Origin of the sequence: Tropicibacter naphthalenivorans (assembly GCF_900176475.1) — a bacterium.
Lineage (GTDB): Bacteria > Pseudomonadota > Alphaproteobacteria > Rhodobacterales > Rhodobacteraceae > Tropicibacter > Tropicibacter naphthalenivorans.
Genome location: NZ_FWXX01000002.1, coordinates 485707 through 507452, shown reverse-complemented (window position 1 = coordinate 507452; position 21746 = coordinate 485707). Strand labels below are relative to the sequence as shown.

Genomic DNA, 21746 nt, shown 5'->3' with positions numbered 1-21746 from the left:
CCGCATAGAACGAAAGACGGCCCTATGTATGATGTGAACGCGCTGCGCAAAGACTTTCCCATCCTGTCGCGGCAGGTCAACGGCAAGCCTCTGGTTTACCTCGACAACGGCGCATCGGCGCAAAAGCCGCAGGTTGTCATCGAGGCGGTGACCAAGGGCTACGCCGAGGAATATGCCAACGTTCACAGGGGCTTGCACTATCTGTCGAACCTGGCCACCGACAAGTACGAAGGCGTGCGGGAGGTGATTGCGCGGTTCCTTGGCGCCCCCGATCCCGAAGAGATCGTCTACACCACCGGCACCACCATGGGGATTAACCTTGTGGCCTATGGCTGGGCGATGCCGAACCTGCAAGCCGGGGATGAGATCATCCTGTCGGTGATGGAGCATCACGCCAATATCGTGCCTTGGCATTTCCTGCGCGAACGTCAGGGCGTGGTGATCAAATGGGTCGATTGTGACGCCACCGGCGCGCTGGACCCGCAGGCGGTGCTGGACGCCATCACTCCAAAGACCAAGCTGATCGCCATCACCCAGATGTCCAACGTTCTGGGCACGGTGGTGGACGTGAAAACCATCTGCCACGGCGCGCGCGAAAAGGGTGTGCCGGTGCTGGTCGATGGCTCTCAGTCGGCGGTGCACATGCCGGTGAACGTGGCGGACATGGGCTGTGATTTCTTTGCGATTACAGGGCATAAGCTGTATGGGCCGTCCGCCTCTGGCGCGATCTGGATCAGCCGCGAGCGCATGGACGAGATGCGCCCCTTTATGGGCGGCGGCGACATGATCCGCGAAGTGACCCGCGATGCGGTGACCTACAACGACCCGCCGATGAAGTTCGAAGCGGGCACGCCGGGGATCGTCCAGCAGATCGGTCTGGGCGTGGCCTTGGATTACATGATGACCGTCGGGATGGAGAATATCGCCGCCCATGAGACGGCTTTGCGCGATTACGCGGTGGAACGGCTTGGCGGGCTGAACTGGCTGCAAGTGCAGGGGACGGCTCCGAACAAGGGCGCGATTTTCTCGTTCACCATGGACGGGGCAGGGCATGCGCATGACATTTCCACCGTGCTCGACAAAAAGGGCGTTGCCGTGCGCGCCGGTCAGCATTGCGCCGGACCGTTGATGGAGCATATGGGCGTCGCAGCCACCTGCCGCGCGTCCTTTGCCATGTATAACACCACCGAAGAGGTTGACGCACTGGTGGACGCGCTGGAACTGGCGCACGATCTGTTCTGTTGAACAGGCCCCAATGAACACGCCCCAAGGCGCAGGAATGCGCTTGCAGGGGGGCGGGGCGCCTTGTATAGACGCCCCTAGGCACCCATAGCTCAGCTGGATAGAGCGCTGCCCTCCGAAGGCAGAGGCCTCAGGTTCGAATCCTGATGGGTGCGCCATTTCTTCACATTCTTGACCATTCGGGCAAAAGACTTGCGTCTTTGCCTTTGCGCTGGCTTACTTTGCGGTGTCGTCAGAGGCCAAGGTTGGGGGCTTGGGGTCCGGCTGCGGCGCGAGGATAGCTACGGAGAATCCGGATGATCACGGCAGAGTATTGCCTGACCTTTGCGCGCTATAATGCGTGGCAGAACAAACAGTTGAAGGCCGCTTTTCATGCGCTTGGCGAGGCAGAGCTGCGGCGCGACCGCAATGGTTTCTTTGGCTCGATCCTTGAGACGGCGAACCACATTCTGTGGGGCGATCAGCTGTGGCTGTCGCGGATTGCCGGGATGCCGCCGCCAAGCGTGGGCATGGCAGACAGCGCGCGGATGACCGAGACCCTGTCCGATTGGGACATCGCGCGGTTCCAGACCGATGGCGCGCTTTTGGAATGGGCCAAGGGGCTGCGGAGCATTGATCTGGCCGGACCGTTGGAGTGGACGTCTGGCAGCACGGGTGAGGTGCGCGCGATGCCGAAAGCGCAGTGCGCCGCGCATATGTTCAACCATCAGACCCACCACCGCGGGCAGATCCACGCGATGCTGACTGCGGCGGGCAGGGACGCGCCGGTGACGGACATGATTTTCATGCCGAGCGAAGGGCCCTGGCTCTAGGGACGCTTGACGGCGCTCGTGCCATGGCACATCGCCCCGCCCACCGTCCCGTCATTTGCGCCCCCCGAGGGGTTGCTTTTGGTGTCCGCGCGCTAGATCGCGTCAAAAGAGTTTGAGGGACATTCCATGAGCCAAGCCCCCGTTATCGTCTGGGTGCGCCGCGATCTGCGGCTGACCGATCATGCGGCCTTTACGCAGGCGGCCAAATCGGGCGCGCCGGTGATCCCGGTGTTCATCCGCGATGCCTTGGTCGATGGGCTGGGGGCCGCGCCCAAGTGGCGGCTGGGCCTTGGTGTGGAAAGTTTCTCTAAGTCGTTGGAAGACAAGGGATCGCGCCTGATCCTGCGGGCGGGGCCGCCGCGCGAAGTCTTGCTGGAACTGGCGAAACAGGTCGGGGCCAGCGCCGTCTACTGGCAGCGCGCCTATGACCCCGACAGCGTCGAGCGCGACACCGATGTGAAATCCGCGCTCAAGGACGCCGGGGTGCAGGCCGAGAGCTTTGAGGGGCATTTGTTGTTCGAGCCGTGGACCGTCGAGACCAAGCAGGGCGGTTACTACAAGGTCTATTCGCCCTTTTGGCGCGCTGTGAAGGACCGCGAGGTGCCTGCACCCTTGCCCGCGCCGTCTGACCTGCCTGCGCCAGACCAGTGGCCCGTGAGTGACGATCTGAACGACTGGGGTCTGGGCGACGCCATGCGGCGCGGGGCGGCGGTGGTACGGCCGTATGTGCGGCTGGGCGAGCAGGCGGCGCAAAGCCGTCTTGGCGCCTTCATGGCATCGAAGGTGGAGGCATACAAAGACCAGCGCGATGTCCCCGCCGAGGATGGCACCTCTTGTCTGTCGGAAAACCTCGCCGTGGGGGAAATCAGCCCTTCGCAGATGTGGCATGCAGGCCAGCGCGCTTTGGAAGAGGGCAAAGCGGGGGCCGAGACCTTTCTCAAGGAGATCGTCTGGCGCGAGTTCGCCTATCACCTCATGTGGCACTCGCCGCGTATCCTGACCGACAACTGGCGCGAGGAATGGGGCGCTTTCCCGTGGAACGAGGATGAGCGCCGCGCCGAGGTCAAGGCGTGGAAACAGGCGCGCACGGGCATCCGCTTTGTCGACGCGGGCCTGCGCGAGATGTATGTGACCGGGCGGATGCACAACCGCGTGCGGATGATCGTCGGATCGTACCTGACCAAACACCTGCTGTGTCACTGGAAGATCGGCATGAAATGGTTCGAGGATTGCCTGATCGACTGGGATCCGGCCTCGAACGCCATGGGGTGGCAGTGGGTGGCGGGGTCCGGCCCCGATGCGACGCCCTACTTTCGGGTGTTCAACCCCGTGACACAGCGCGAGAAATTCGACCCGGACAGGGCTTACGTCAAACGCTGGATCGCCGAGGGGCAGAAAAACCCCGGCGCAGAGGCGCTGTCCTACTTCGATGCGATCCCCGAAAGCTGGCCGATGCGCGCGGGCGACGACTACCCCGATCCCATCGTCAGCGCCAAGGATGGCCGCGAAGCCGCCCTGAATGCCTATGAAAACAAGGGCTTCTAGGGGCGGATTTGACCGACCGTCACATTACTTTAACTTAAACTCATCCAAACGCGCCTCTGCTGCGTAAGGTTTATAACGGGCCGCGGCTTGCCATCAGGCAAGACAAGGTCCCTCCCACGCCAGCCTGAGGACTGTTCATGATCCTGACCGATACCCGCGACCAAACCAACCTGCCGCGCTACTTTTCCCACGTCTTCGACATGGCCAACCAGATGGACCACGGGCGGCTGGATTTCGTCCTGCCCGACGGCCGCCGGTTCCGCGCCGAAGGCAAAGCGCCCGGTCCGGTGGCGGAACTGGACATCCACAACCCCGACATCTTTGCCCGCCTGATCCGAGAGGGCGACCTGGGCTTTTGCGAAGCCTATGTGGACGGCTGGTGGTCCACCCCTGATCTGATGGGCTTTATGCACCTCGTGCACGCCAATGACGAAATGTACGACGGCTTTCCCGGCATGGGGCTGGTGCGCGCCTTTGAGAAGGTGCGCTTTTGGTTTCAGTCCAACTCCAAACGGCAGGCCAAGAAAAACATCTCGCACCACTATGACCTTGGCAACGAATTCTACGGTCTGTGGCTGGACGACACGATGACCTACAGCTCGGCGCTGTTCGAGACGGGCCAGGAAAGCCTTGAGAACGCGCAAACCGCCAAATACGCCTCTATGGTGGATCAGATGGGCGCGCAGCCCGGCGATCACGTGCTGGAAATCGGCTGCGGCTGGGGCGGTTTTGCGGAATATGCGGCCAAGGAACGGGGGCTCAAGGTCACCGGCCTGACCATTTCGCAGGAACAGTTCAACTACGCCCAGGAGCGCATCCAAAAGGCCGGCCTACAGGACCGCGTGCAGCTGAAACTTCAGGATTACCGCGACGAAAAAGGAACCTATGACGGCATCGCCTCGATCGAGATGTTCGAAGCGGTGGGCGAGCGCTATTGGCAGACCTATTTCGACACCGTTCACCAAAGCCTCAAGCCCGGCAAGCGCGCGACCTTGCAGATCATCACCGTTCAGCACCGCCGCTGGGACATTTACCGCAACACCGTGGACTTTATCCAAAAGTACATTTTCCCGGGCGGGATGCTGCCCAGCCCCGTCGTGCTGCGCCAAGAGGTGCAAAAGGCCGGGCTGGACGTGGTCGGCTCTGTCGAGTTCGGACAAAGCTATGCGCAGACCCTTATGCGCTGGCATGATACGTTTAACGAGAAGTGGGACGCTATCTCGCAACTTGGGTTTGATAAACGTTTCCGGAGGATGTGGAATTTCTATCTCGCCTCTTGCGCGGCGACGTTTCATAGCGGAAACTGTGATGTAACCCAGATTACGATTGCAAGGCCCACCTGACCGAATGCCCACAGCCGCGAAACTTTTTTCCGCGATATGCCTTGTGATCGTGGCCTATGTCACATCGGAATTCGTCAAAGCGGGAATGCCGGCGTCGCGCGACTTTGGGCTGTTCAGCGAGGTGAACGCGGCGATTGGCGGGTTGTGCGGCTGGTTCATCGTCGGCCCGCGCGCCGGGCGGGGCGTGTCGGCGGCCATTGCCAACGGGTTCACCGGCACGGCGGCGGCCTTGTTTTGGTGCCTCTTCGTGCAATCGGCGAACGAGATGGTCGACAACTCTTTTGACCGCAAGTACCGCACGGTGGTGGATGCTTTGATGTCGGTCTTTGAGATCGCCATCGACTTTTCCGAAAAGCTGGTTGACCCGATGGTGATCCTGACCATGCTTGTGGGTGGGATCATCACGGGATTGATCGCGGAAAAAGTCTCTCGTCACTGGAGATAAGCCATTTCGGACCTGTTTTTCTATGGAACGCTGCGGCATCTGCCGCTGCTGGAGTGTGTGCTTGGGCGGGTGCCGGACAATGCGCCGGCGGTTTTGGCCGATCACGCGGTGTATTGGGCACAGGACGAGGCCTTCCCGGTGATCGCCCCGCAGCCGGGCGCACAGGCCAAGGGGCTGCTGGTGCGCGGGCTGACGAGCGCGGACCTTGAGGCGCTGGATTTCTACGAAGGCGGCTTTGGCTATGACGCGCGCCCCGTCACGGTGACGGTGGACGGGCAGGGGGCGCAGGCGCTGGTCTACTTCCCGCCCGAAGGCAAGTTCACCGCCGGAGCGCCGTGGTCGCTGGACGCGTGGCGGCAGGACTGGGAAGAGATCACCATGCGCGCCGCCGCAGAGGTCATGGCCCGCCGCACCACCCACAGCGCCGCCGAGATTCGCGGGATGTTGCCGTTTTTCCGCTCGCGCGCCTGGGCGCAGCAGATCGCCCGCACGCCTGCGCCGCAGACCGTGCGCAACCCGATGACCATGGATCAGGTCGAGATCACCGGCAAGCGTCCGGGATTCCACGGGTTTTTCACCATGAATGCGTTCAAGCTGCGCTACCGCCGCTTTGATGGCGACTGGTCGCCAGAGCTGCCGCGCGAGTGTTTCATGTCCTTCGACGTGGCCTTGGTGCTGCCCTATGACCCGGTCTTGGACAAGGTCTTGTTGGTGGAGCAGCTGCGCTTTGGCCCGGTCCAGCGCGGCGACCCCGCGCCTTGGGTGCTGGAACCGATCGCGGGTTTGGTCGATGCGCGCGAGACGCCCGAAGCCGCCGCCCGCCGCGAGGCTGTCGAAGAGGCGCATCTGACCCTGACGGACCTGCGCCCCATGGTGCGCGGCTATGCCAGCCCCGGCTATTCGACCGAGTTCTACCACAGCTTTCTGGGCCTGTGCGATCTGTCGGGCCGCGGCCAAAGCCAGGGCGGGCTGGAGGCCGAGAACGAGGATATCCGCAACCACGTCATTGCCTTTACCGATGCCATGGACCTGCTAGACACCGGGGAAATCAACGCGGCCCCCTTGGCGATGATGCTGCTCTGGCTGGCGACAAAGCGCGAAGCCTTGCGCGCAGCGGCTTGAGTTTACGCCCCGCCAGACATACACCAAGGGCAAGACGTGTATGAAAGGACCGCACATGCGTATCGCATCCGATTTGGCTCAGGCTGTTGGGCACACTCCGCTGATCCGGCTGAACAAGGCGTCCGAGCTGACCGGCTGCGAGATCCTTGGCAAGGCCGAGTTCATGAACCCCGGCCAGTCGGTCAAGGACCGCGCGGCGCTGTACATCATCAAGGACGCGGTGGAAAAGGGCTTGCTGAAGCCCGGCGGCACCATTGTCGAGGGCACAGCGGGCAACACCGGCATCGGCCTTGCGCTGGTGGGCGCGTCCATGGGGTTCAAGACCGTCATCGTCATTCCTGAAACGCAAAGTCAGGAAAAGAAGGACATGCTGCGCCTTGCCGGGGCGGAGCTGGTGCAGGTGCCCGCCGCGCCCTATTCGAACCCCAACAACTATGTGCGCTACTCGGGCCGTCTGGCCGAACAGCTGGCCCGCACCACCAACGAGGGCGTGATCTGGGCCAACCAGTTCGACAACGTCGCCAACCGCCAGTCGCATATCGAAACCACCGGCCCCGAGATCTGGGAACAGACCGGCGGCAAGGTTGACGGCTTTATCTGCGCCGTTGGCTCGGGCGGGACGCTGGCCGGTGTCGGCATGGCCTTGCAGCCCAAGGGCGTCAAGATCGGTCTGGCCGACCCCGAAGGCGCGGGCCTGTTCAAACTGTATACCGGCGCTGAGAACCCCGGCAACTCGATCACCGAGGGCATCGGGCAGGGGCGCATCACCGCCAACCTCGAAGGCTTCACCCCCGATTTCTGCTATCGCATTTCCGACGCCGAGGCGCTGCCGGTGGTGTTCGATCTGCTGTCCGAAGAGGGGCTGTGCCTTGGCGGCTCGTCTGGCGTGAACGTGGCCGGTGCCATGCGTCTGGCCAAGGAAATGGGCCCCGGACATACAATTGTGACTGTCCTTTGCGATTATGGCACTAGGTATCAGTCGAAACTGTTCAACCCGGACTTCCTGAAAGAAAAGGGGTTGCCGACGCCGCCGTGGCTTGACCGCGCGCCCGCCAGCATCCCCGGTGTATTCGAGGACTAATGACCTTTATCTACCGTTGGCTTAGCGCCATGATCTTCTCCCTCGCCATGCTGGCGGGGGCTGCTTTTGCGCAGGACGCGGGCCTGCCGGACTATTCCAAATGGACGTCGACGGCGACCAGCGCCGAACAGACGCTGAGCGAAGGTCGCGCCTCTGACGATGCGCTGGAGCTGCTGCGCGAGACCATCGCCGACTGGCGCGAGCAATTCCTTGCGGCGCAGGACGTGAACGCGGCGCGCATCGAGACGCTGCAAAACCAGATCGCCGCCTTGGGCGAGCCGCCCGCCGATGGCGAAACCGAAGACCCCGAGATCGCCGAGCGCCGCGAAGAGCTGAACGCCACGCTGACAGAGCTGCGCGCGCCCTCGCTGCGGGCCGAAGAGGCGTACACACGCTCGAACGGGCTGATCGCCGAGATTGACCGGATCATCCGCGAGCGTCAGACCGACGAGCTGCTGGAACTGGGGCCAACGCCGCTGAACCCGGCCTATTGGCCCACCGCGCTGGAGGACGTCTTGATGTCGTTCCACCGCGCGGGCGTCGAGATCAAGGCCAACGCTTCCTCGCCGGAATATCAAGCCGAGGCGCGCCAGAACCTGCCGCTGATCCTGCTGCTGGTGGTCATCGGCCTGATGCTGGTGATCAAGGGCGAAAGCTGGTCTCGGGCGGCGGTGGCCTATCTGCGGGGCAAAGCGCCGCGCGGCACGGGTGTGTTCCGCTTTCTGGTGTCGCTGGGGCAGGTGATCCTGCCCTTGCTGGGGATTTACGCGCTGGTCCAAGCCTTTGAGGCCACGGGATTCATGGGCGCGCGCTGGCTGGTGCTGCTGGATCAGGTGCCGCTTTGGGCGACCTTGCTGCTGGGCATCCACTGGCTTGCGGACGAAAGCTTTCACGAGAACGACGAGATCGCGACCCTGCCGCTCGAGGCCAGCGACCGCGCCAGCGCCCGCCGCATCGCCGATTTGCTGGCCTGGACCTATGTGCTGAAAAGCGTTCTCGACGCGGTCAGCCAGTTCGACAACTACCCCACGGCCACAAGCGCGGTCATGGACTTTCCGCTGCTGGTGATTTCCGGCGTTCTGCTGTTCCGTCTGGGCCGGGTGCGCAACCATGCCGCCATGGCGGGCAGCCAGTCTGCCGCGGTGACCGATGATGCGGGCGTCTTCCGTCTGCGTTTTGCGCGGCTGATGGGGCGCGCGGCGATGATCATCGGCGTGATCGGCCCGGTGATGGCCGCGATCGGCTATGCCCGCTTTGGCGAGGCGCTGGTCTATCCGTTTATCGCTTCGCTGGCGGTGGTGGGCGTGCTGCTGATCCTGCAACGCTTTGTCAACGACCTGTACGAGCTGATCACCGGCAAGCGCGCCGACGAAGAGGACAGCCTGCTGCCGGTGCTGGCGGGCTTTGGCCTGACGCTGGTGATGCTGCCGTTCCTCGCGCTGATCTGGGGCGCGCGCGTTGCCGACCTGACAGAGATCTGGGCGCAGTTCCAAGAGGGCTTTACCTTTGGCGAGACGCGCATCTCTCCGACCGATTTCATGGTCGTGGTGATCGTCTTTGTCATCGGCTACACCGTGACGCGCCTGCTACAAGGGGCGTTCCGCACCTCGATCCTGCCCAAGACCAAGATCGACCAAGGCGGCCAGAACGCCATCGTGTCGGGCATGGGCTATGTGGGCATCTTTGTCGCGGCGATCATTGCGATCACCGCCGGGGGGCTGGATCTGTCGTCGCTGGCCATCGTTGCTGGTGCCTTGTCCGTCGGGATCGGTTTTGGCCTGCAAAACATCGTGTCGAACTTTGTGTCCGGCATCATCCTGCTGATCGAGCGCCCGATCTCCGAAGGCGACTGGATCGAGGTCAACGGCACGCATGGTATCGTCAAGGACATCTCTGTGCGCTCCACCCGGATGGAGACCTTTGACAAATACGACGTGATCATCCCCAACGCCGATTTCGTGTCGGGCACCGTGTCGAACTACACGCGCGGCAACTCTCTGGGGCGGATCATCGTCAGCGTTGGCGTGGCCTATGGCAACGACACCCGCAAGGTTGAAAAGATCCTGCTGGATATTGCCCGTCAGCACGACATGGTGCTGATGAACCCCGAACCGTTCGTGTTCTTCAAGGGGTTCGGCGCGGACAGTCTGGACTTTGAAATCCGCTGCATCCTGCGCGACGTGGGCAAGGGGCTGGTTGTGCGCACAGAGATGCACCACCAGATCGTCGAGCGTTTCACCGAAGAGGGCATCGAGATTCCCTTCGCACAGCGCGACATCTGGCTGCGCAACCCAGAGGCCTTGCAGCCCGGCGCGGCGCACCCGCCCGAGGCGCCCAAGGAGGAAACCTCGCCCGCGGCCAAGTCCGAGGCGGATGTGTCCAACAGCGCCGCCGGGATCGAGCCCGACGCAGGAGACCGCTGATGTCCGATCTGCTGTACCGCGATGACGCCTACGCCCGCGAAGCGCCGGGCCGCGTGGTTGGCTATACCGATGAGGGGGGCGTGATCGTCACGCCCTGCCTCTTTTACCCCACAGGGGGCGGGCAGCCGGGTGACAGCGGCTGGCTGGAATGGGACGGGAAAAAGCTGCCCATCGCCACGGCGGTCAAGGGCGACGACGGTCTGTCGGTGCTGGTCCCGGCCGAGCCTGCCGCGCTGCCGCCCAAGGGCGCGCATGTGGTGCAGGTGCTCGATTGGGAGCGGCGGCACCGGCATATGCGCATTCACACGGCCTTGCATCTGCTGAGCGTGGTGATCCCGCTGCCGGTCACCGGGGGCAAGATCAGCGCAGGCACCGGGCGTCTGGACTTTATGATGCCCGAGCCGCCCGAGGACCGCGACGCGCTGGAGGCGGCGCTCAACGATTTGGTGGACCGCGACTTGGCGGTGTCCGAGGATTGGATCACCACCGCCGAACTGGACGCCAACCCCGGGCTGGTGAAAACCCTGTCGGTGCGGCCTCCGCGCGGGGGCGGCGAAGTCAGGCTGGTGCGGATTGGCGCGGGGGCGGAGCAGGTCGACCTGCAACCCTGCGGCGGCACCCATGTGGCGCGCACCGGCGAGATCGGCGCGCTGCGGCTGGGCCGGATCGAAAACAAGGGCAAACAGAACCGCCGGGTGAACATCGCTTTGGACTAAGGCAGCGTGATCCAAAGGTGCGCTACCGCGCGCTTTTATCCCCCCAGAGGATAGGCGACGCGCCCCACTACGGTTTCTTTATCGGCGTGCCGTAAAGCTCCATCCGGTGGCCGGTCAGACGGTAGCCGAGTTTCTCGGCGATCTTTTCTTGCAGCGCCTCGATTTCCGGGTCGACGAATTCGATGACCTTGCCGGTCTCGATGTCGATCAGGTGGTCGTGGTGGTCGCGCCGGGCGTCTTCGTACCGGGCGCGACCATCGCCGAAATCCACCCGATCCAGAATCCCCGATTCCTCGAACAGTTTCACCGTCCGGTACACCGTGGCGATCGAGATATTGGGATCACGGGCGGCGGCGCGGGCGTGCAGCGCCTCGGCGTCGGGGTGATCGCGCGAGGTTTCCAGCACCTCGGCGATGGTGCGGCGCTGGCCGGTCATGCGCAAGCCAGCGGCGGCGCAACGTTCGGAAATCGTTTTGGGCATCTGGGGCCTTTGGCTGTCGGATGCTCTTTGTAGACAAGGCCGGGCGCGGGGCCAAGCCTTGTCCGCTTAGGGTCAGCTATAGAGAGGCTGCATCCCCATCTGTGCGTGCAGGGTGTTCACCGTCATCTCGTCCAGCTCCAGCGCCTTGGCGAGGCGGTCGAGGTACTGCGCGATGGCGTCATTGTCGACGCTGATGGTCATCAGCGAAGCGCTGTAGACCTGCACGCGCTGCGCCTCTGGCGTGTCGGCGGCCAGCGCTTCGGGGTCGACGGGGGCGGCGAGCTGTTCCTGGACAAAGTTCATGTCGCCGGGATCGGCATCCTCGCCCACGGCTTCGAGGATCTTGGCCTTTTCGGATTCGTCGATGACGCCGTCGCACTTGGCGGCCTGGATCATCGCGCGCAGCATCAGGCCGGCGGCTTCTTCGGCCTCGGGGGCGGTGCTTTCGGTGTTAAAGGCATCCAGAAGCGCGCCGACGCCCTGACCCTGCGCCACCGCTGCGCCGGACATGGCCCCCATGAGGCCCGCCATGGCGGGGTTCTCTTTGAGCTTATCCATCATGCCGGAGACTTGGTCCCCCAGTCCTCCGGGGAGGCCGCCCGCAAGGCCGCCGGACATCTGGCCAAAGCCGTTTTGCTTGAACATGTCCATCATCCCGCCCAAGGGGGCTTGGGCGGCCTGCGGCATCTCACCCTTGAGCATTTGGCCCTGGGCGGCGGCATTGGGATCGCTCGCGGCGACCTGTTTGCCCGGAAAGAGCCCGCCAAGCCCTTGGCCCTGTGCCAGTTTGTCGACCCCGCGCGCGGCGGCGTAGCCGATGGCGACCTTGGCCAGTGTTCCCATCAAACCCATACCCAGACTCCTTTTGGTCATCGTCTTTGGACAGAGTTAAGCAGAGAAGGCCGCGCTTGCACAGCCCCCGGTTGCCCGCGCGGTAAGGGATTGACCGGGCGGTCAAAGACGTGTCCAACCGTCGGATGGAACGCAAAGACTCTATGGATTTGGTGGGGGCCGCCGGGATGGTGGGCTTTGCCGCAACGCTCGCCTTTAACCAAGTGGTCATCAAGGTGACCAATGCCGGCTTTGGCCCGGTGTTTGCCGCCGGGTTCCGGTCCATCCTTGCGGTGGGGCTGCTGTTGCTGTGGTGCCTGCTGTCGGGTCGCAAGCTAAATGGCTTGCGCGCGGCGCTGGGGCCGGGGCTGTTGTTGGGGGTCTTGTTCAGCGCCGAGTTTGTGTTTCTGTTCAATGCCTTGGACATGACGAGCGTCAGCCGCGCGTCGATCCTGTTCTATTCCATGCCGGTGTGGCTTACGATCATCGCCAACTTTACCCTGCCGGGAGAGCGCCTGTCGCGCCGCCGTGCCTTGGGGCTGGTGCTGGCGATGGCGGGGGTGATCTGGGCCTTGGCGGACAAGGATAGCCAAAGCGGCGGGACCTGGGCGGGCGATCTGTTGGCGCTGTGCGGTGCCTTTGCCTGGGCCGGGATCGCCTTGACCGTGCGGTTGACGCGGGTGTCCGAGGTCAGCGCCGAGAGCCAGCTGTTCTATCAACTGGGCGTCAGCGCCGTGGTGCTGACCGCGATTTCGCCGCTGTTCGGAGACCTGATGCGCGCGCCAGAGGCGTTGCATTGGGCGGGGATGGGCTTTCAGGTCGTGGTGGCCTGCATGGGCTATCTGTTCTGGCTGTACCTGATGGCGATTTATCCGGCGTCGGACATTGCCGCCTTTTCGTTCCTGTCGCCGGTGCTGGCGGTGGGCTTTGGCTGGGCGCTGCTGGACGAGCCGGTGGGCCTTGGGTTCCTTGGGGCTTTGGCGCTTGTGGCGGTGGGGATCGTGCTGATCAACCGCCGCAAGCGCGTCTGAGGCTTAGGTCCCGCAAAAGGTCGCGCGCACGCGTTCATCGGGCAAGGGCGGGCGGCGCAGGTCGGCGTCTGCCTCTGGCGCGTCATAAGGATTGGCGTAGGCTGCGTTGAGGCGGTGGAACAGGCTGTCGTCGCCGGCTTCGGCGGCGGCGATCATCTGTTCGATCCGGTGGTTGCGCGGGATGATGGCGGGGTTGGTCCGTTGCATCAGCGCGACGGGGGCTTGAGCCTGCGCGTCGAGGCGGGGTTTCCACTGCGCCTCCCACGCGTCAAAAGCGGTTGGGTCGGTGAACTGATCCCGGGCGGTGCCATCGCCCAACGCGCGGAAGGTGTTGGTGAAATCCGCTTGCTGGCCGTCCATCAGGACCAGAAGCTCACCGATCAAGGGCGCATCCTCTGGCGTGGGATCGCTGATGCCGATCTTGGCGGCAAAGCGGGTCAGCCATTCGGCGCGGATGGTGTCGCCCATGCCGTGCAGGATCTCGGTGAATTCGGCGATGGCCTTGTCGTCGTCGGGCATGAGCGGCACGAGGGCCGTGGCCAGCTGCGCCATGTTCCACACGATGATATCGGCCTGCGCGGCATAGCTGTAGCGGCCCATGCGGTCGATAGAGGAGAACTTGGTCTCTGGGTTGTAGGTGTCCATAAAGGCGCAGGGACCGTAATCGATTGTCTCACCCGAGAGGCTGCAATTGTCGGTGTTCATCACGCCGTGGATAAAGCCGACCGACAGCCACGCGGCGATCAGTTGCGCTTGGCGGGTGGCGACGGCGCGCAGCAGGTCTGTGGGGCTGGTGACGCCGGGATAGTGGCGATCCACCGTGTAGTCGAAGAGCGTTTGCAGGTCGGCGTATTGCTGGCGCGCGGCAAAGACCTGAAAGGTGCCGACGCGGATATGGCTGGAGGCGACGCGGGTCAGGACTGCGCCGGGCAGGGGACGTTCGCGGATGACCTCTTGGCCCGTGCGGGTGGCGGCCAGAGCGCGGGTTGTGGGAATGCCAAGGGCGTGCATCGCCTCGGAGACCACGTATTCGCGCAGCACAGGCCCAAGGGCGGCGCGCCCGTCGCCGTTGCGCGAATAGGGCGTGGGGCCGGAGCCTTTGAGCTGGATGTCGCGGCGGGTGCCGGTGGTGTCGATGACCTCGCCCAAGAGCAGCGCGCGCCCGTCGCCGAGCTGCGGGTTGTAATTGCCGAACTGGTGCCCGGCGTAGAGCTGCGCGAGGGGGGCCGCGCCGTGGGGCGTCGCGTTGCCTGCAAAGGTGGCGGCGTCGGGGGTGCCGGTGATGCCGAGCTCTGCGGCCAGCGCGGCGTTCCACGCGATCAGCGAGGGGGCTTTGACAGGGGCGGGGTCCTGGCGCGTGTAAAAGCCTGCGGGCAGGCGGGCGTAGCTGTTGTCGAAGGGGATGTTTAAGGTCATGTTCGAGGTCATGGCATCTATATAGGGGGCGTGCGTTGCAGGGGAAGGCGGTCCGGCGCTCGTTCCTGCGGAACCACGCCCCGCCCGCCGTCCCGCTGCCCCCCGCGCTACAGCAGGCGGGTGAGCAGGAGGGTGTCTTTTTGCGGGGCAAAGCGCGCGCGCTGGCAGAACCTTTGGGTGGCCTCATCGTCGCGTGGGATACGCAGGTGGAGCGCGGCGACCCCGGCGTCGCTCATGGCTTTGGAGATGCCTGCGAGGGCCTCGCCGCCCATGCCGCGTTTGCGCACGGCGGGGCGGATGTAGAGCGCGGGGATATGCGCTTCGAGCCCGCCGAGTTCCAGCGACCAGCCAAAGGTGACCACGACAAAGCCCACGGGGGATTTGCGCGGGCCGATCAGCCAGATTGCGCCGTGGGGGGCGCCGTCGAGCAGGGGCAGGATGGCGTGCTCTTGGTGTTCGGGCGTGATCTCGTGGCCCTGTTCGCTGTGGAAGGCGGCCACGAGGGCCAGGAGTTTCGGCGCGTCGTCAGCTGTGGCGAGGTGGAGCGATTTCATAAAAGGTCCGATCCGGGGTCAGAGGCGCGCGAGGCGCTCTGTCAGCAGGGCAAAGAAGTGGTCGGCGTCGATGTCGCCCATGAAGGTGGCGTTGGGCGCACGGCCAGAGACGCGCCACCAGTCGGCGACGGTCATGCCCAAGGTCAGCTCGGACTGGGTTTCGATCTCGACATTGATGAAGCGGCCCTGGAAGAGGTGCGGGGCGATCAGGTAGGCGGTGACGCACGGGTCGTGCAGCGGCGCGCCGGTGGAGCCGTATTTTTCCAGATCGAAGCGCTCGAAGAAGTCGGTCATCTGGGCGACAGCGGTGCCGACACGGGTGCCCAAGGCGCGGAAGGCTTCGTTGCGCGGCGAGGTGACCAGCGCCTTGTGCGTGACGTCCAGCGGCATGACGGTGATGGGCGCACCGCAGGCGAAGGTGATCTTGGCCGCTTCGGGGTCGACATAGATGTTGAACTCGGCGGCGGGGGTGATGTTGCCGACCTCGAAGTAAGCCCCGCCCATGAGGACGATTTCCTGAATGCGCTCGGCGATGTCCGGGGCGCGGGTCAGGGCGGTGGCGATATTGGTCAGGGGCCCGAGGGGGCATAGGGTGACGGTTTTCGCGGGCTCATTGCGCAGGGTGTCGATGATGAAGTCGACGGCGTGCTGGTCCTGAAGCGGCATGGTCGGTTCTGGCAGGGTAGGGCCGTCAAGGCCGGTCTTGCCGTGGACGTGTTCGGCGGTGACGAGCTTGCGGGCTATCGGCCCATCGCAGCCCGCAAAGACGCGGGTCTCGGGCTTGCCCGCCAGTTCGCAGACGATGCGGGCGTTTCTGGTGGTGAGGTTCAGAGGGACGTTGCCTGCGACGCAGGTGAGACCGAGGACGTCGAGGTCTTCGGGGGAGGCGAGCGCGAGGAGGATGGCGACCGCGTCGTCCTGGCCGGGGTCGGTGTCGATGATGATCTTGCGCGCAGTCATGGGGAAGCCTCGTGTTGTTTGGTTTAGGTGGTGACACGGGCGCGCGGGGGGATCAAGCGGGATGGTTGGCTTGGGTGTGGGAGGATGAGCCCGGTGCCTGCCAGTAGGGCAGAAGGGGGGCGCTGCCCCCACGCCTTTGGCGTTCCCCCGGGATATTTTCAAAGAGAAGAAGCTTGGGGGGATTATTGGGGGCTTAGGCTGAACAACTGGCGCCGCCGAGGACGCAGAACTTGGCGCAGTGGGGGTGGTTGAGGGCGACGTCCGCTTCGGCCTCGGCCAGTGTTTCGCCCAGTTCGAACTGTGGGTCGTAGGCGAGCAGGGTGCAGGCGAGGACCGTGGGGGATTGCGCGCCTTTGCGTTTGACCACCATGCGGGAGGAGGCGCACATCACGTCGTCGGGGGATTTGTTCAGGATGCCCCAGCAGGCGGTGGTGATTTCCGGGACTTCGACCGAGGTGTCCATTTCGGGAAAGAGCACCGTCATGGCGGGGTTGTGGGCGTCGATGGCAAAGCCTTCGGCCTCAAAAAGCGTGGCGTAGCCTTTGCGGCTGTCGCTTTCGGTTTCGTGCCACATGGTGCGGCCTGCCACGGCCATTTGGATGCCGGTATCGCGCAGCCAGCGCATCCCCTCGATCGTTTTGTCAAAGGTGCCAACGCCCCGCTCGGTGTCGTGATACTCGGCGCTGTGGTGATCGACGGAGATGCGCAGGGTCAGTTTGTCGCCGTAGGCAGCATGGAGGCGTTCAAGACCGGCACGCACGCGCGGGCGCATCATCGGGCGCATGGCGTTGGTGAGGATCAGCACCTCGTAGCCACGGGACAGGGCGCGCTCGGCCATGTCGATCATCGCCGGGTTCATAAAGGGCTCGCCGCCGGTAAAGCCGATTTCGCGCACCCCCCAGTTGCGCTCTGAGAGTTGGTCGAGGTAGCTGTCCACCTCGTCGGCGGTCAGATAGACCAGCGCGTCATTTTCCGGGCTGCTGTCGATGTAGCAATTGGCGCATTCGATGTTGCACAGCGTCCCGGTGTTGAACCAAAGTGTTTGCGGATTGCTTAGGGCGACATTGGCGCGCGGCTCGCCTTTGGCGGTGACTTTGGGGTCCTGGAATTTGCCAAGGTTGGCGGGGGCGCTGTCTTTCATGTCTTTTCCCTTGCTTGCCTAAGGATTGGGTAGCCAAAGGAAATTGCCCTGACCAGACCAAAGAATACCGCCCACACCATTGTGAAGGCGAAATTGGGTGTTAGACTCCTGCTCGAAACTCGGGTAAATGCCCAATCAGTGAGACTTCGTTAGCGCTAACTTGCGCTGCGCAACCAATGGAAAGGCCCGCAGCATGGTATCTCGAGTCATCCCGGTGGACCCCTTTGATCTGGTCATTTTCGGTGCAACCGGCGATTTGGCCCGGCGCAAGATCCTGCCGGGGCTGTTCCGCCGCTTTTGTTCGGGGCAGATGCCCGAAGAGGCGCGGATCACCGGGGCTGCGCGCTCTGACATGGATGACGCGGGCTTTCGCGAGATGGTCGCCGAGGCGATCCGCGAGTTCGGCGGCGGGCGCTCTTGTGAGGACGGCACGCTGGACGATTTCCTGACGCGCATCGGCTATGTCACCGTGGACGCCAAGGGCGACGGCGGTTGGGGCGAGCTGAAAGAACGGCTGCGGAGCGGCTTTGTCCGGGCGTTTTACTTCTCGGTTGCGCCCAGTTTGTTTGGCGATATCGCGGAACGGCTGCGCAGCTTTGGTTTGGCCGATGATGACAGCCGGGTGGTGGTTGAAAAGCCCTTTGGCAAGGATCTGGCCAGCGCGCGGGCGCTGAACGCCACGCTGGCGCAGCACTTTGACGAGACGCAGATTTACCGCATCGACCACTACCTTGGGAAGGAAACGGTGCAGAACCTCATGGCGGTGCGCTTTGGCAATATGCTGTTCGAGCCGCTGTGGAATTCGCAATACGTTGATCACATCCAGATCACCGTGGCCGAGACCGTCGATGTGGGCGGGCGCGGCGGTTACTATGATACCTCGGGGGCGATGCGCGACATGGTGCAGAACCACCTGATGCAGCTGCTCTGCCTGATCGCGATGGAGCCGCCCGCGCGCTTTGAACCCGACGCGGTGCGCGACGAAAAGCTCAAGGTTATTCGCGCGCTGGACCCGGTGGATTATCACCACATCGTGCGCGGGCAATACGCGGCGGACGAGAGCCAGCCGGGCTATCGCGCCCATGTGGAAAACCCGCGTTCGACCACCGAGAGCTTTGTCGCCATGAAGGTGCATATCTCGAACTGGCGCTGGGCGAACACGCCGTTCTATCTGCGCACCGGCAAAAAGCTCAAAGCGCGGACCTCTGAGATTGCCGTGGTGTTCAAGGATGCGCCGCACTCTATTTTCGGGCCCGAAGCCGGACGGCACGCCAACGTGCTGGTGATCCGCTTGCAGCCGAACGAGGGGATGACGCTGGGCGTGACCATCAAGGAACCGGGGCCGGGCGGGATGCGCCTGTTGGATGTGCCGCTGGATATGTCCTTTGCCGAGGCGCTGGGCCCGGATGCCGAAGAGGTGCCGGACGCCTACGAGCGCCTGATCATGGACGTGATCCGGGGCAACCAGACGCTGTTCATGCGCGGCGACGAGGTCGAGGCGGCCTGGCGCTGGACCGATCCGATCATCGAAGGCTGGACCGCGCGCGGCGAAGTGCCCAAGCCCTACGAGCCGGGATCAAGCGGGCCGGAGGATGCCTTGATGCTGATGCACCGCGACGGGCGCAAGTGGCGGGAGATCAAGGGATGACGTACGAGTTCATCGAATACCCCGACCGTGAGATGCTGGTGATCGATCTGGCGAACCAGCTGGCGGGTGATCTGCGCACGGCCTTGTCGCACAGCGACCGTGCGGTCTTGTCCGTGCCGGGGGGGACCTCGCCGGGGCCGATCTTTGACGACCTGTGCGCCGCCGATCTGGATTGGGCGCGGGTGGACGTTCTGCTGAACGACGAACGCTGGGTGCCCGAGGATCACGAGCGGTCCAATACCGCGCTTTTGCGGCAGCGTTTGCTGGTGGATCGTGCGGCAAGCGCCCGTTATCTGCCATTGTACGCCCCCTATCCGGAACCGGACGACGCGCTGGCCGAGCTGGCCAAACCCATCGAAGAGGAACTGCCGCTGGCGGTTTTGCTGCTGGGGATGGGCGCGGATCGCCATACCGCGTCGCTGTTCCCCGGCGCCGATCAGCTGGACGCGGCGCTGGCCCATGACGCGCCGACCTTGCTGGCGATGCGCGCGCCGGGTGCGCCCGAGCCGCGTATCACCCTGTCGGCGCCGGTGCTGAACGGGGCGCTGGCCAAACACGTGCTGATCTTTGGCGCAGAGAAACGCGAGGCGCTGGAAAGCGCGCGTGGCCTGTCCGTGCACGACGCCCCCATCAACGCCGTCCTTGACGGTGCCAAGGTCCACTGGGCCGCTTAAACCGACGGAGACTGCCCATGTGGGACGACCTGAAATCCAAAGCGGCGGGCCTTGGCGATCGCCGGATCGAGGCGCTTTTTGCTGACCCCGACCGCGCCGCCGCCTATTCGCTGAGTGCGCTGGGGATGCTGTTCGACTTCTCCAAAACGCAGATCGACGCGCCGATTTATGACGCCCTGCTGGAGGTTGCCGATCAAGCCGGGGTCGCCGCCAAACGCGACGCCATGTTCGCCGGGCAAAAGATCAACGAAACCGAAGGCCGCGCCGTCTTGCACACCGCGCTGCGCAACCTCGAGGCGCGTCCGGTGCTGGTGGATGGCAAGGATGTCATGCCCGAGGTGCTGGAGACCCTCAGCCGGATGGAAAGCTTGGCGCAGATCGTGCGCGATAGCGACGTCACGGATGTGGTGAACATCGGCATCGGTGGCTCTGACCTTGGGCCGGCCATGGGTGTGCTGGCGCTTGCGCCCTTTCACGACGGGCCGCGCTGCCATTTCGTGTCCAACGTCGACGGGGCGGACATTGCCGACACGCTGGCCAAATGCGACCCGGCGACGACCATATTTATCGTGGCGTCCAAGACGTTCACCACCATCGAGACCATGACCAACGCGCAAACCGCCAAGGATTGGCTCGCCGCGCAGGGCGTCAGCGACGCGGGCAAGTTCATTGCGCTGTCGTCCAACGTGGCCAAGGCAGGCGAGTTCGGCATCCCGGCGGAGCGGGTCTTTGGCTTCGAAGACTGGGTCGGCGGGCGCTATTCCATGTGGGGGCCCATCGGCCTGTCGCTGATGATCGCCATCGGCCCCGAGGATTTCCGCGCTTTCCTGAAGGGGGGCGAGGCGATGGACCGCCATTTCGTCACCGCCCCCATGGCAGAGAATATGCCGGTCGCGCTGGCCTTGGTCGGGCTGTGGCACAATCAGGTGCTGGGCCATGCCACCCGCGCCGTGCTGCCCTATGACAACCGCCTCGCGCGGCTGCCCGCCTACCTGCAACAGCTGGAGATGGAGAGCAACGGCAAGGGCGTGAGCATGGACGGCGCGGACCTGCCGTATCATTCCGGCCCCGTGGTCTGGGGCGAGCCGGGCACCAACGGCCAGCACGCCTTTTACCAGCTGATCCACCAAGGGACGCGGGTTGTGCCGTGTGAGTTCCTTGTCGCGGCGCGCGGGCACGAGCCTGACCTCAAACACCACCACGATCTGCTGGTTGCCAACTGCCTTGCCCAGTCCGAGGCGCTGATGCGCGGGCGGACCTTGGACGAGGCGCGCGCTAAGGTGGCGGACAAGTTCGAAGGGGCCGAGCTGGAACGGCAGGCGCGCCACCGCGTCTTCCCCGGCAACCGGCCTTCGACGACCTTGATCTACGACCAGCTCGACCCTCAAACGCTGGGCAAGATCATCGCCTTGTACGAACACCGCGTCTTTGTCGAAGGGGTGATCCTTGGGATCAACTCTTATGACCAATGGGGTGTCGAGCTGGGCAAAGAGCTGGCGACCGCGCTTGGCCCGCTGGTCACGGGCGAGGCACCCGTGCAAGGCAAAGACGGCTCGACCGCGCAACTTTTGCGGTTCGTGCATACGCACCAAGCGCGCTAAGGTTCCGGCCAAACCAAAAAATAAACTTTAAAAAGAAAGGGAACGGCGACGGTCCGGCACGAGTTGCCCAAGCAGATCAAACGCGAAAAGGAGATCGCACATGAACCGCTTTATGATGACCGCCGCCGCCGCCGCCCTGATCCCTGTTGTTGCCCTGGCCGAAAGCCATGCCGCCACTGACGGTATGATGAAAATGGACCAGACCGACGAAGCCGAGATGCGCCCGGCGCAGCCCGAAGTCGATGACATGGCGGCCGCTGATATGGATATGGGCAGCGACCCCAAGCTGATCCGCACCCGCGACATCACCGGTGGCACCGTCTACACCATGACGGAATCGACCGACGCCGTGGCCGACTGGGGCAACATGATGTTCGACTCCGTGGACGACAGCTGGGACGCCGTGGGTGAAATCGAGGACATCGTTCTGGCCGCTGACGGCTCTTTCAAGGGCATCGTGGCCGAGGTTGGCGGCTTTCTGGACATCGGTGACAAGCACGTGATGATCCCCGTCAGTAATGCCATGCTGGTGCCGGTGGACGATGCATCCTACTCGATCGTCGTGTCCTACACGCTCGAAGAACTCAAGGCCATGGAAGGCGTCGATGAAGGCTTTTGGAACTAACCCTTGACGGTTTAGCCAAGATTGGCCCGGGTGTGCGCCCGGGCCTTTTTGCGTT

20 protein-coding genes and 1 tRNA gene are annotated in these 21746 nt (G+C 63.9%); 15 read left to right on the top strand and 6 right to left on the bottom strand.

Going from position 1 to position 21746, the window contains the following annotated elements; all coding sequences use genetic code 11:
* The first annotated feature begins 24 nt into the window (after window positions 1-24).
* The 10 genes from B9A11_RS06725 (at window position 25) to B9A11_RS06680 (ending at window position 10729) form a co-directional block, all read left to right on the top strand.
* Window positions 25-1245: a cysteine desulfurase gene (locus B9A11_RS06725; RefSeq protein WP_058246666.1), complete on the top strand. Its 1221-nt coding sequence runs from the start codon at window positions 25-27 to the stop codon at window positions 1243-1245.
* Between the two features lie 78 nt (window positions 1246-1323).
* Window positions 1324-1400: transfer RNA gene (locus B9A11_RS06720), tRNA-Arg, on the top strand.
* A gap of 138 nt (window positions 1401-1538) precedes the next feature.
* Entirely contained in the window at window positions 1539-2054 is a 516-nt protein-coding gene (locus B9A11_RS06715) for a DinB family protein (protein ID WP_058246667.1), read from the top strand.
* Between the two features lie 126 nt (window positions 2055-2180).
* The gene (locus B9A11_RS06710; RefSeq protein WP_058246668.1) at window positions 2181-3599 is read left to right on the top strand and encodes a cryptochrome/photolyase family protein; all 1419 of its coding nucleotides are present in this window, start codon (window positions 2181-2183) and stop codon (window positions 3597-3599) included.
* Window positions 3600-3736: 137 nt separating this feature from the next.
* Entirely contained in the window at window positions 3737-4942 is a 1206-nt protein-coding gene (locus B9A11_RS06705) for an SAM-dependent methyltransferase (protein ID WP_058246669.1), read from the top strand.
* A gap of 4 nt (window positions 4943-4946) precedes the next feature.
* On the top strand, window positions 4947-5387 hold the full coding sequence (locus B9A11_RS06700; protein ID WP_058246670.1) for a TrgA family protein: 441 nt from the start codon (window positions 4947-4949) through the stop codon (window positions 5385-5387).
* 3 nt (window positions 5388-5390) lie between these two features.
* Window positions 5391-6509, top strand: coding sequence for a gamma-glutamylcyclotransferase (locus B9A11_RS06695; protein ID WP_058246671.1), 1119 nt, complete (start codon window positions 5391-5393; stop codon window positions 6507-6509).
* A 55-nt stretch (window positions 6510-6564) separates the two neighbouring features.
* A complete protein-coding gene (locus B9A11_RS06690; RefSeq protein ID WP_058246672.1) occupies window positions 6565-7590 on the top strand; it encodes a cysteine synthase A in 1026 nt (341 codons plus the stop codon).
* A complete protein-coding gene (locus B9A11_RS06685) occupies window positions 7590-10013 on the top strand; it encodes a DUF3772 domain-containing protein (protein WP_058246673.1) in 2424 nt (807 codons plus the stop codon). Before B9A11_RS06690 ends, B9A11_RS06685 begins: the two co-directional genes overlap by 1 nt.
* Window positions 10013-10729 (top strand): alanyl-tRNA editing protein, encoded by a 717-nt coding sequence (locus B9A11_RS06680; RefSeq protein WP_058246674.1) that lies wholly within the window; start codon window positions 10013-10015, stop codon window positions 10727-10729. The genes B9A11_RS06685 and B9A11_RS06680 overlap by 1 nt, the downstream gene beginning before the upstream one ends.
* A gap of 67 nt (window positions 10730-10796) precedes the next feature.
* On the opposite strand, the gene B9A11_RS06675 is transcribed toward B9A11_RS06680, so the two are convergent.
* On the bottom strand, window positions 10797-11210 hold the full coding sequence (locus B9A11_RS06675) for a Fur family transcriptional regulator (protein WP_058246675.1): 414 nt from the start codon (window positions 11208-11210) through the stop codon (window positions 10797-10799).
* A gap of 72 nt (window positions 11211-11282) precedes the next feature.
* Window positions 11283-12062, bottom strand: coding sequence for a DUF533 domain-containing protein (locus B9A11_RS06670; protein ID WP_058246676.1), 780 nt, complete (start codon window positions 12060-12062; stop codon window positions 11283-11285).
* 125 nt (window positions 12063-12187) lie between these two features.
* Between B9A11_RS06670 and B9A11_RS06665 the strand changes: the two genes are divergently transcribed.
* The gene (locus B9A11_RS06665; RefSeq protein ID WP_084662785.1) at window positions 12188-13072 is read left to right on the top strand and encodes a DMT family transporter; all 885 of its coding nucleotides are present in this window, start codon (window positions 12188-12190) and stop codon (window positions 13070-13072) included.
* A 3-nt stretch (window positions 13073-13075) separates the two neighbouring features.
* Here the strand turns inward: B9A11_RS06665 and B9A11_RS06660 are convergent, their stop codons facing one another.
* From B9A11_RS06660 to B9A11_RS06645, 4 genes are all read right to left on the bottom strand, one after another.
* On the bottom strand, window positions 13076-14488 hold the full coding sequence (locus tag B9A11_RS06660) for a protein adenylyltransferase SelO (RefSeq protein ID WP_058246678.1): 1413 nt from the start codon (window positions 14486-14488) through the stop codon (window positions 13076-13078).
* A 107-nt stretch (window positions 14489-14595) separates the two neighbouring features.
* Complete coding sequence (locus B9A11_RS06655) at window positions 14596-15042, bottom strand: GNAT family N-acetyltransferase (protein ID WP_058246679.1); 447 nt, start codon at window positions 15040-15042, stop codon at window positions 14596-14598.
* An 18-nt stretch (window positions 15043-15060) separates the two neighbouring features.
* Entirely contained in the window at window positions 15061-16002 is a 942-nt protein-coding gene (locus tag B9A11_RS06650; RefSeq protein ID WP_058246680.1) for a nucleoside hydrolase, read from the bottom strand.
* A 193-nt stretch (window positions 16003-16195) separates the two neighbouring features.
* The gene (locus tag B9A11_RS06645; protein ID WP_058246681.1) at window positions 16196-17143 is read right to left on the bottom strand and encodes a radical SAM protein; all 948 of its coding nucleotides are present in this window, start codon (window positions 17141-17143) and stop codon (window positions 16196-16198) included.
* Between the two features lie 193 nt (window positions 17144-17336).
* Between B9A11_RS06645 and zwf the strand changes: the two genes are divergently transcribed.
* The 4 genes from zwf to B9A11_RS06625 all read left to right on the top strand — a co-directional run bounded on the left by zwf (window position 17337) and on the right by B9A11_RS06625 (window position 21691).
* Window positions 17337-18791 carry a glucose-6-phosphate dehydrogenase gene (gene zwf / locus B9A11_RS06640; protein ID WP_058246682.1) on the top strand — a complete coding sequence of 485 codons (1455 nt, stop codon included), beginning with the start codon at window positions 17337-17339 and terminating at the stop codon, window positions 18789-18791.
* The gene (pgl, locus tag B9A11_RS06635) at window positions 18788-19465 is read left to right on the top strand and encodes a 6-phosphogluconolactonase (protein ID WP_058246683.1); all 678 of its coding nucleotides are present in this window, start codon (window positions 18788-18790) and stop codon (window positions 19463-19465) included. Before zwf ends, pgl begins: the two co-directional genes overlap by 4 nt.
* Window positions 19466-19476: 11 nt before the next feature.
* The gene (gene pgi / locus B9A11_RS06630) at window positions 19477-21066 is read left to right on the top strand and encodes a glucose-6-phosphate isomerase (RefSeq protein WP_268811235.1); all 1590 of its coding nucleotides are present in this window, start codon (window positions 19477-19479) and stop codon (window positions 21064-21066) included.
* A 100-nt stretch (window positions 21067-21166) separates the two neighbouring features.
* Window positions 21167-21691: a PRC-barrel domain-containing protein gene (locus tag B9A11_RS06625; protein WP_083499776.1), complete on the top strand. Its 525-nt coding sequence runs from the start codon at window positions 21167-21169 to the stop codon at window positions 21689-21691.
* Window positions 21692-21746: the final 55 nt, after the last annotated feature.

What these genes read in the sequence shown, in the direction of transcription:
- B9A11_RS06725 (WP_058246666.1), top strand. Translation starts at nt 25, where the DNA reads ATGTATGATGTGAACGCGCTGCGCAAAGACTTTCCCATCCTGTCGCGG.
- B9A11_RS06715 (WP_058246667.1), top strand. Translation starts at nt 1,539, where the DNA reads ATGATCACGGCAGAGTATTGCCTGACCTTTGCGCGCTATAATGCGTGG.
- B9A11_RS06710 (WP_058246668.1), top strand. Translation starts at nt 2,181, where the DNA reads ATGAGCCAAGCCCCCGTTATCGTCTGGGTGCGCCGCGATCTGCGGCTG.
- B9A11_RS06705 (WP_058246669.1), top strand. Translation starts at nt 3,737, where the DNA reads ATGATCCTGACCGATACCCGCGACCAAACCAACCTGCCGCGCTACTTT.
- B9A11_RS06700 (WP_058246670.1), top strand. Translation starts at nt 4,947, where the DNA reads ATGCCCACAGCCGCGAAACTTTTTTCCGCGATATGCCTTGTGATCGTG.
- B9A11_RS06690 (WP_058246672.1), top strand. Translation starts at nt 6,565, where the DNA reads ATGCGTATCGCATCCGATTTGGCTCAGGCTGTTGGGCACACTCCGCTG.
- B9A11_RS06685 (WP_058246673.1), top strand. Translation starts at nt 7,590, where the DNA reads ATGACCTTTATCTACCGTTGGCTTAGCGCCATGATCTTCTCCCTCGCC.
- B9A11_RS06680 (WP_058246674.1), top strand. Translation starts at nt 10,013, where the DNA reads ATGTCCGATCTGCTGTACCGCGATGACGCCTACGCCCGCGAAGCGCCG.
- B9A11_RS06675 (WP_058246675.1), bottom strand. Translation starts at nt 11,210, where the DNA reads ATGCCCAAAACGATTTCCGAACGTTGCGCCGCCGCTGGCTTGCGCATG.
- B9A11_RS06670 (WP_058246676.1), bottom strand. Translation starts at nt 12,062, where the DNA reads ATGGGTTTGATGGGAACACTGGCCAAGGTCGCCATCGGCTACGCCGCC.
- B9A11_RS06665 (WP_084662785.1), top strand. Translation starts at nt 12,188, where the DNA reads ATGGAACGCAAAGACTCTATGGATTTGGTGGGGGCCGCCGGGATGGTG.
- B9A11_RS06660 (WP_058246678.1), bottom strand. Translation starts at nt 14,488, where the DNA reads ATGACCTTAAACATCCCCTTCGACAACAGCTACGCCCGCCTGCCCGCA.
- B9A11_RS06655 (WP_058246679.1), bottom strand. Translation starts at nt 15,042, where the DNA reads ATGAAATCGCTCCACCTCGCCACAGCTGACGACGCGCCGAAACTCCTG.
- B9A11_RS06650 (WP_058246680.1), bottom strand. Translation starts at nt 16,002, where the DNA reads ATGACTGCGCGCAAGATCATCATCGACACCGACCCCGGCCAGGACGAC.
- B9A11_RS06645 (WP_058246681.1), bottom strand. Translation starts at nt 17,143, where the DNA reads ATGAAAGACAGCGCCCCCGCCAACCTTGGCAAATTCCAGGACCCCAAA.
- zwf (WP_058246682.1), top strand. Translation starts at nt 17,337, where the DNA reads ATGGTATCTCGAGTCATCCCGGTGGACCCCTTTGATCTGGTCATTTTC.
- pgl (WP_058246683.1), top strand. Translation starts at nt 18,788, where the DNA reads ATGACGTACGAGTTCATCGAATACCCCGACCGTGAGATGCTGGTGATC.
- B9A11_RS06625 (WP_083499776.1), top strand. Translation starts at nt 21,167, where the DNA reads ATGAACCGCTTTATGATGACCGCCGCCGCCGCCGCCCTGATCCCTGTT.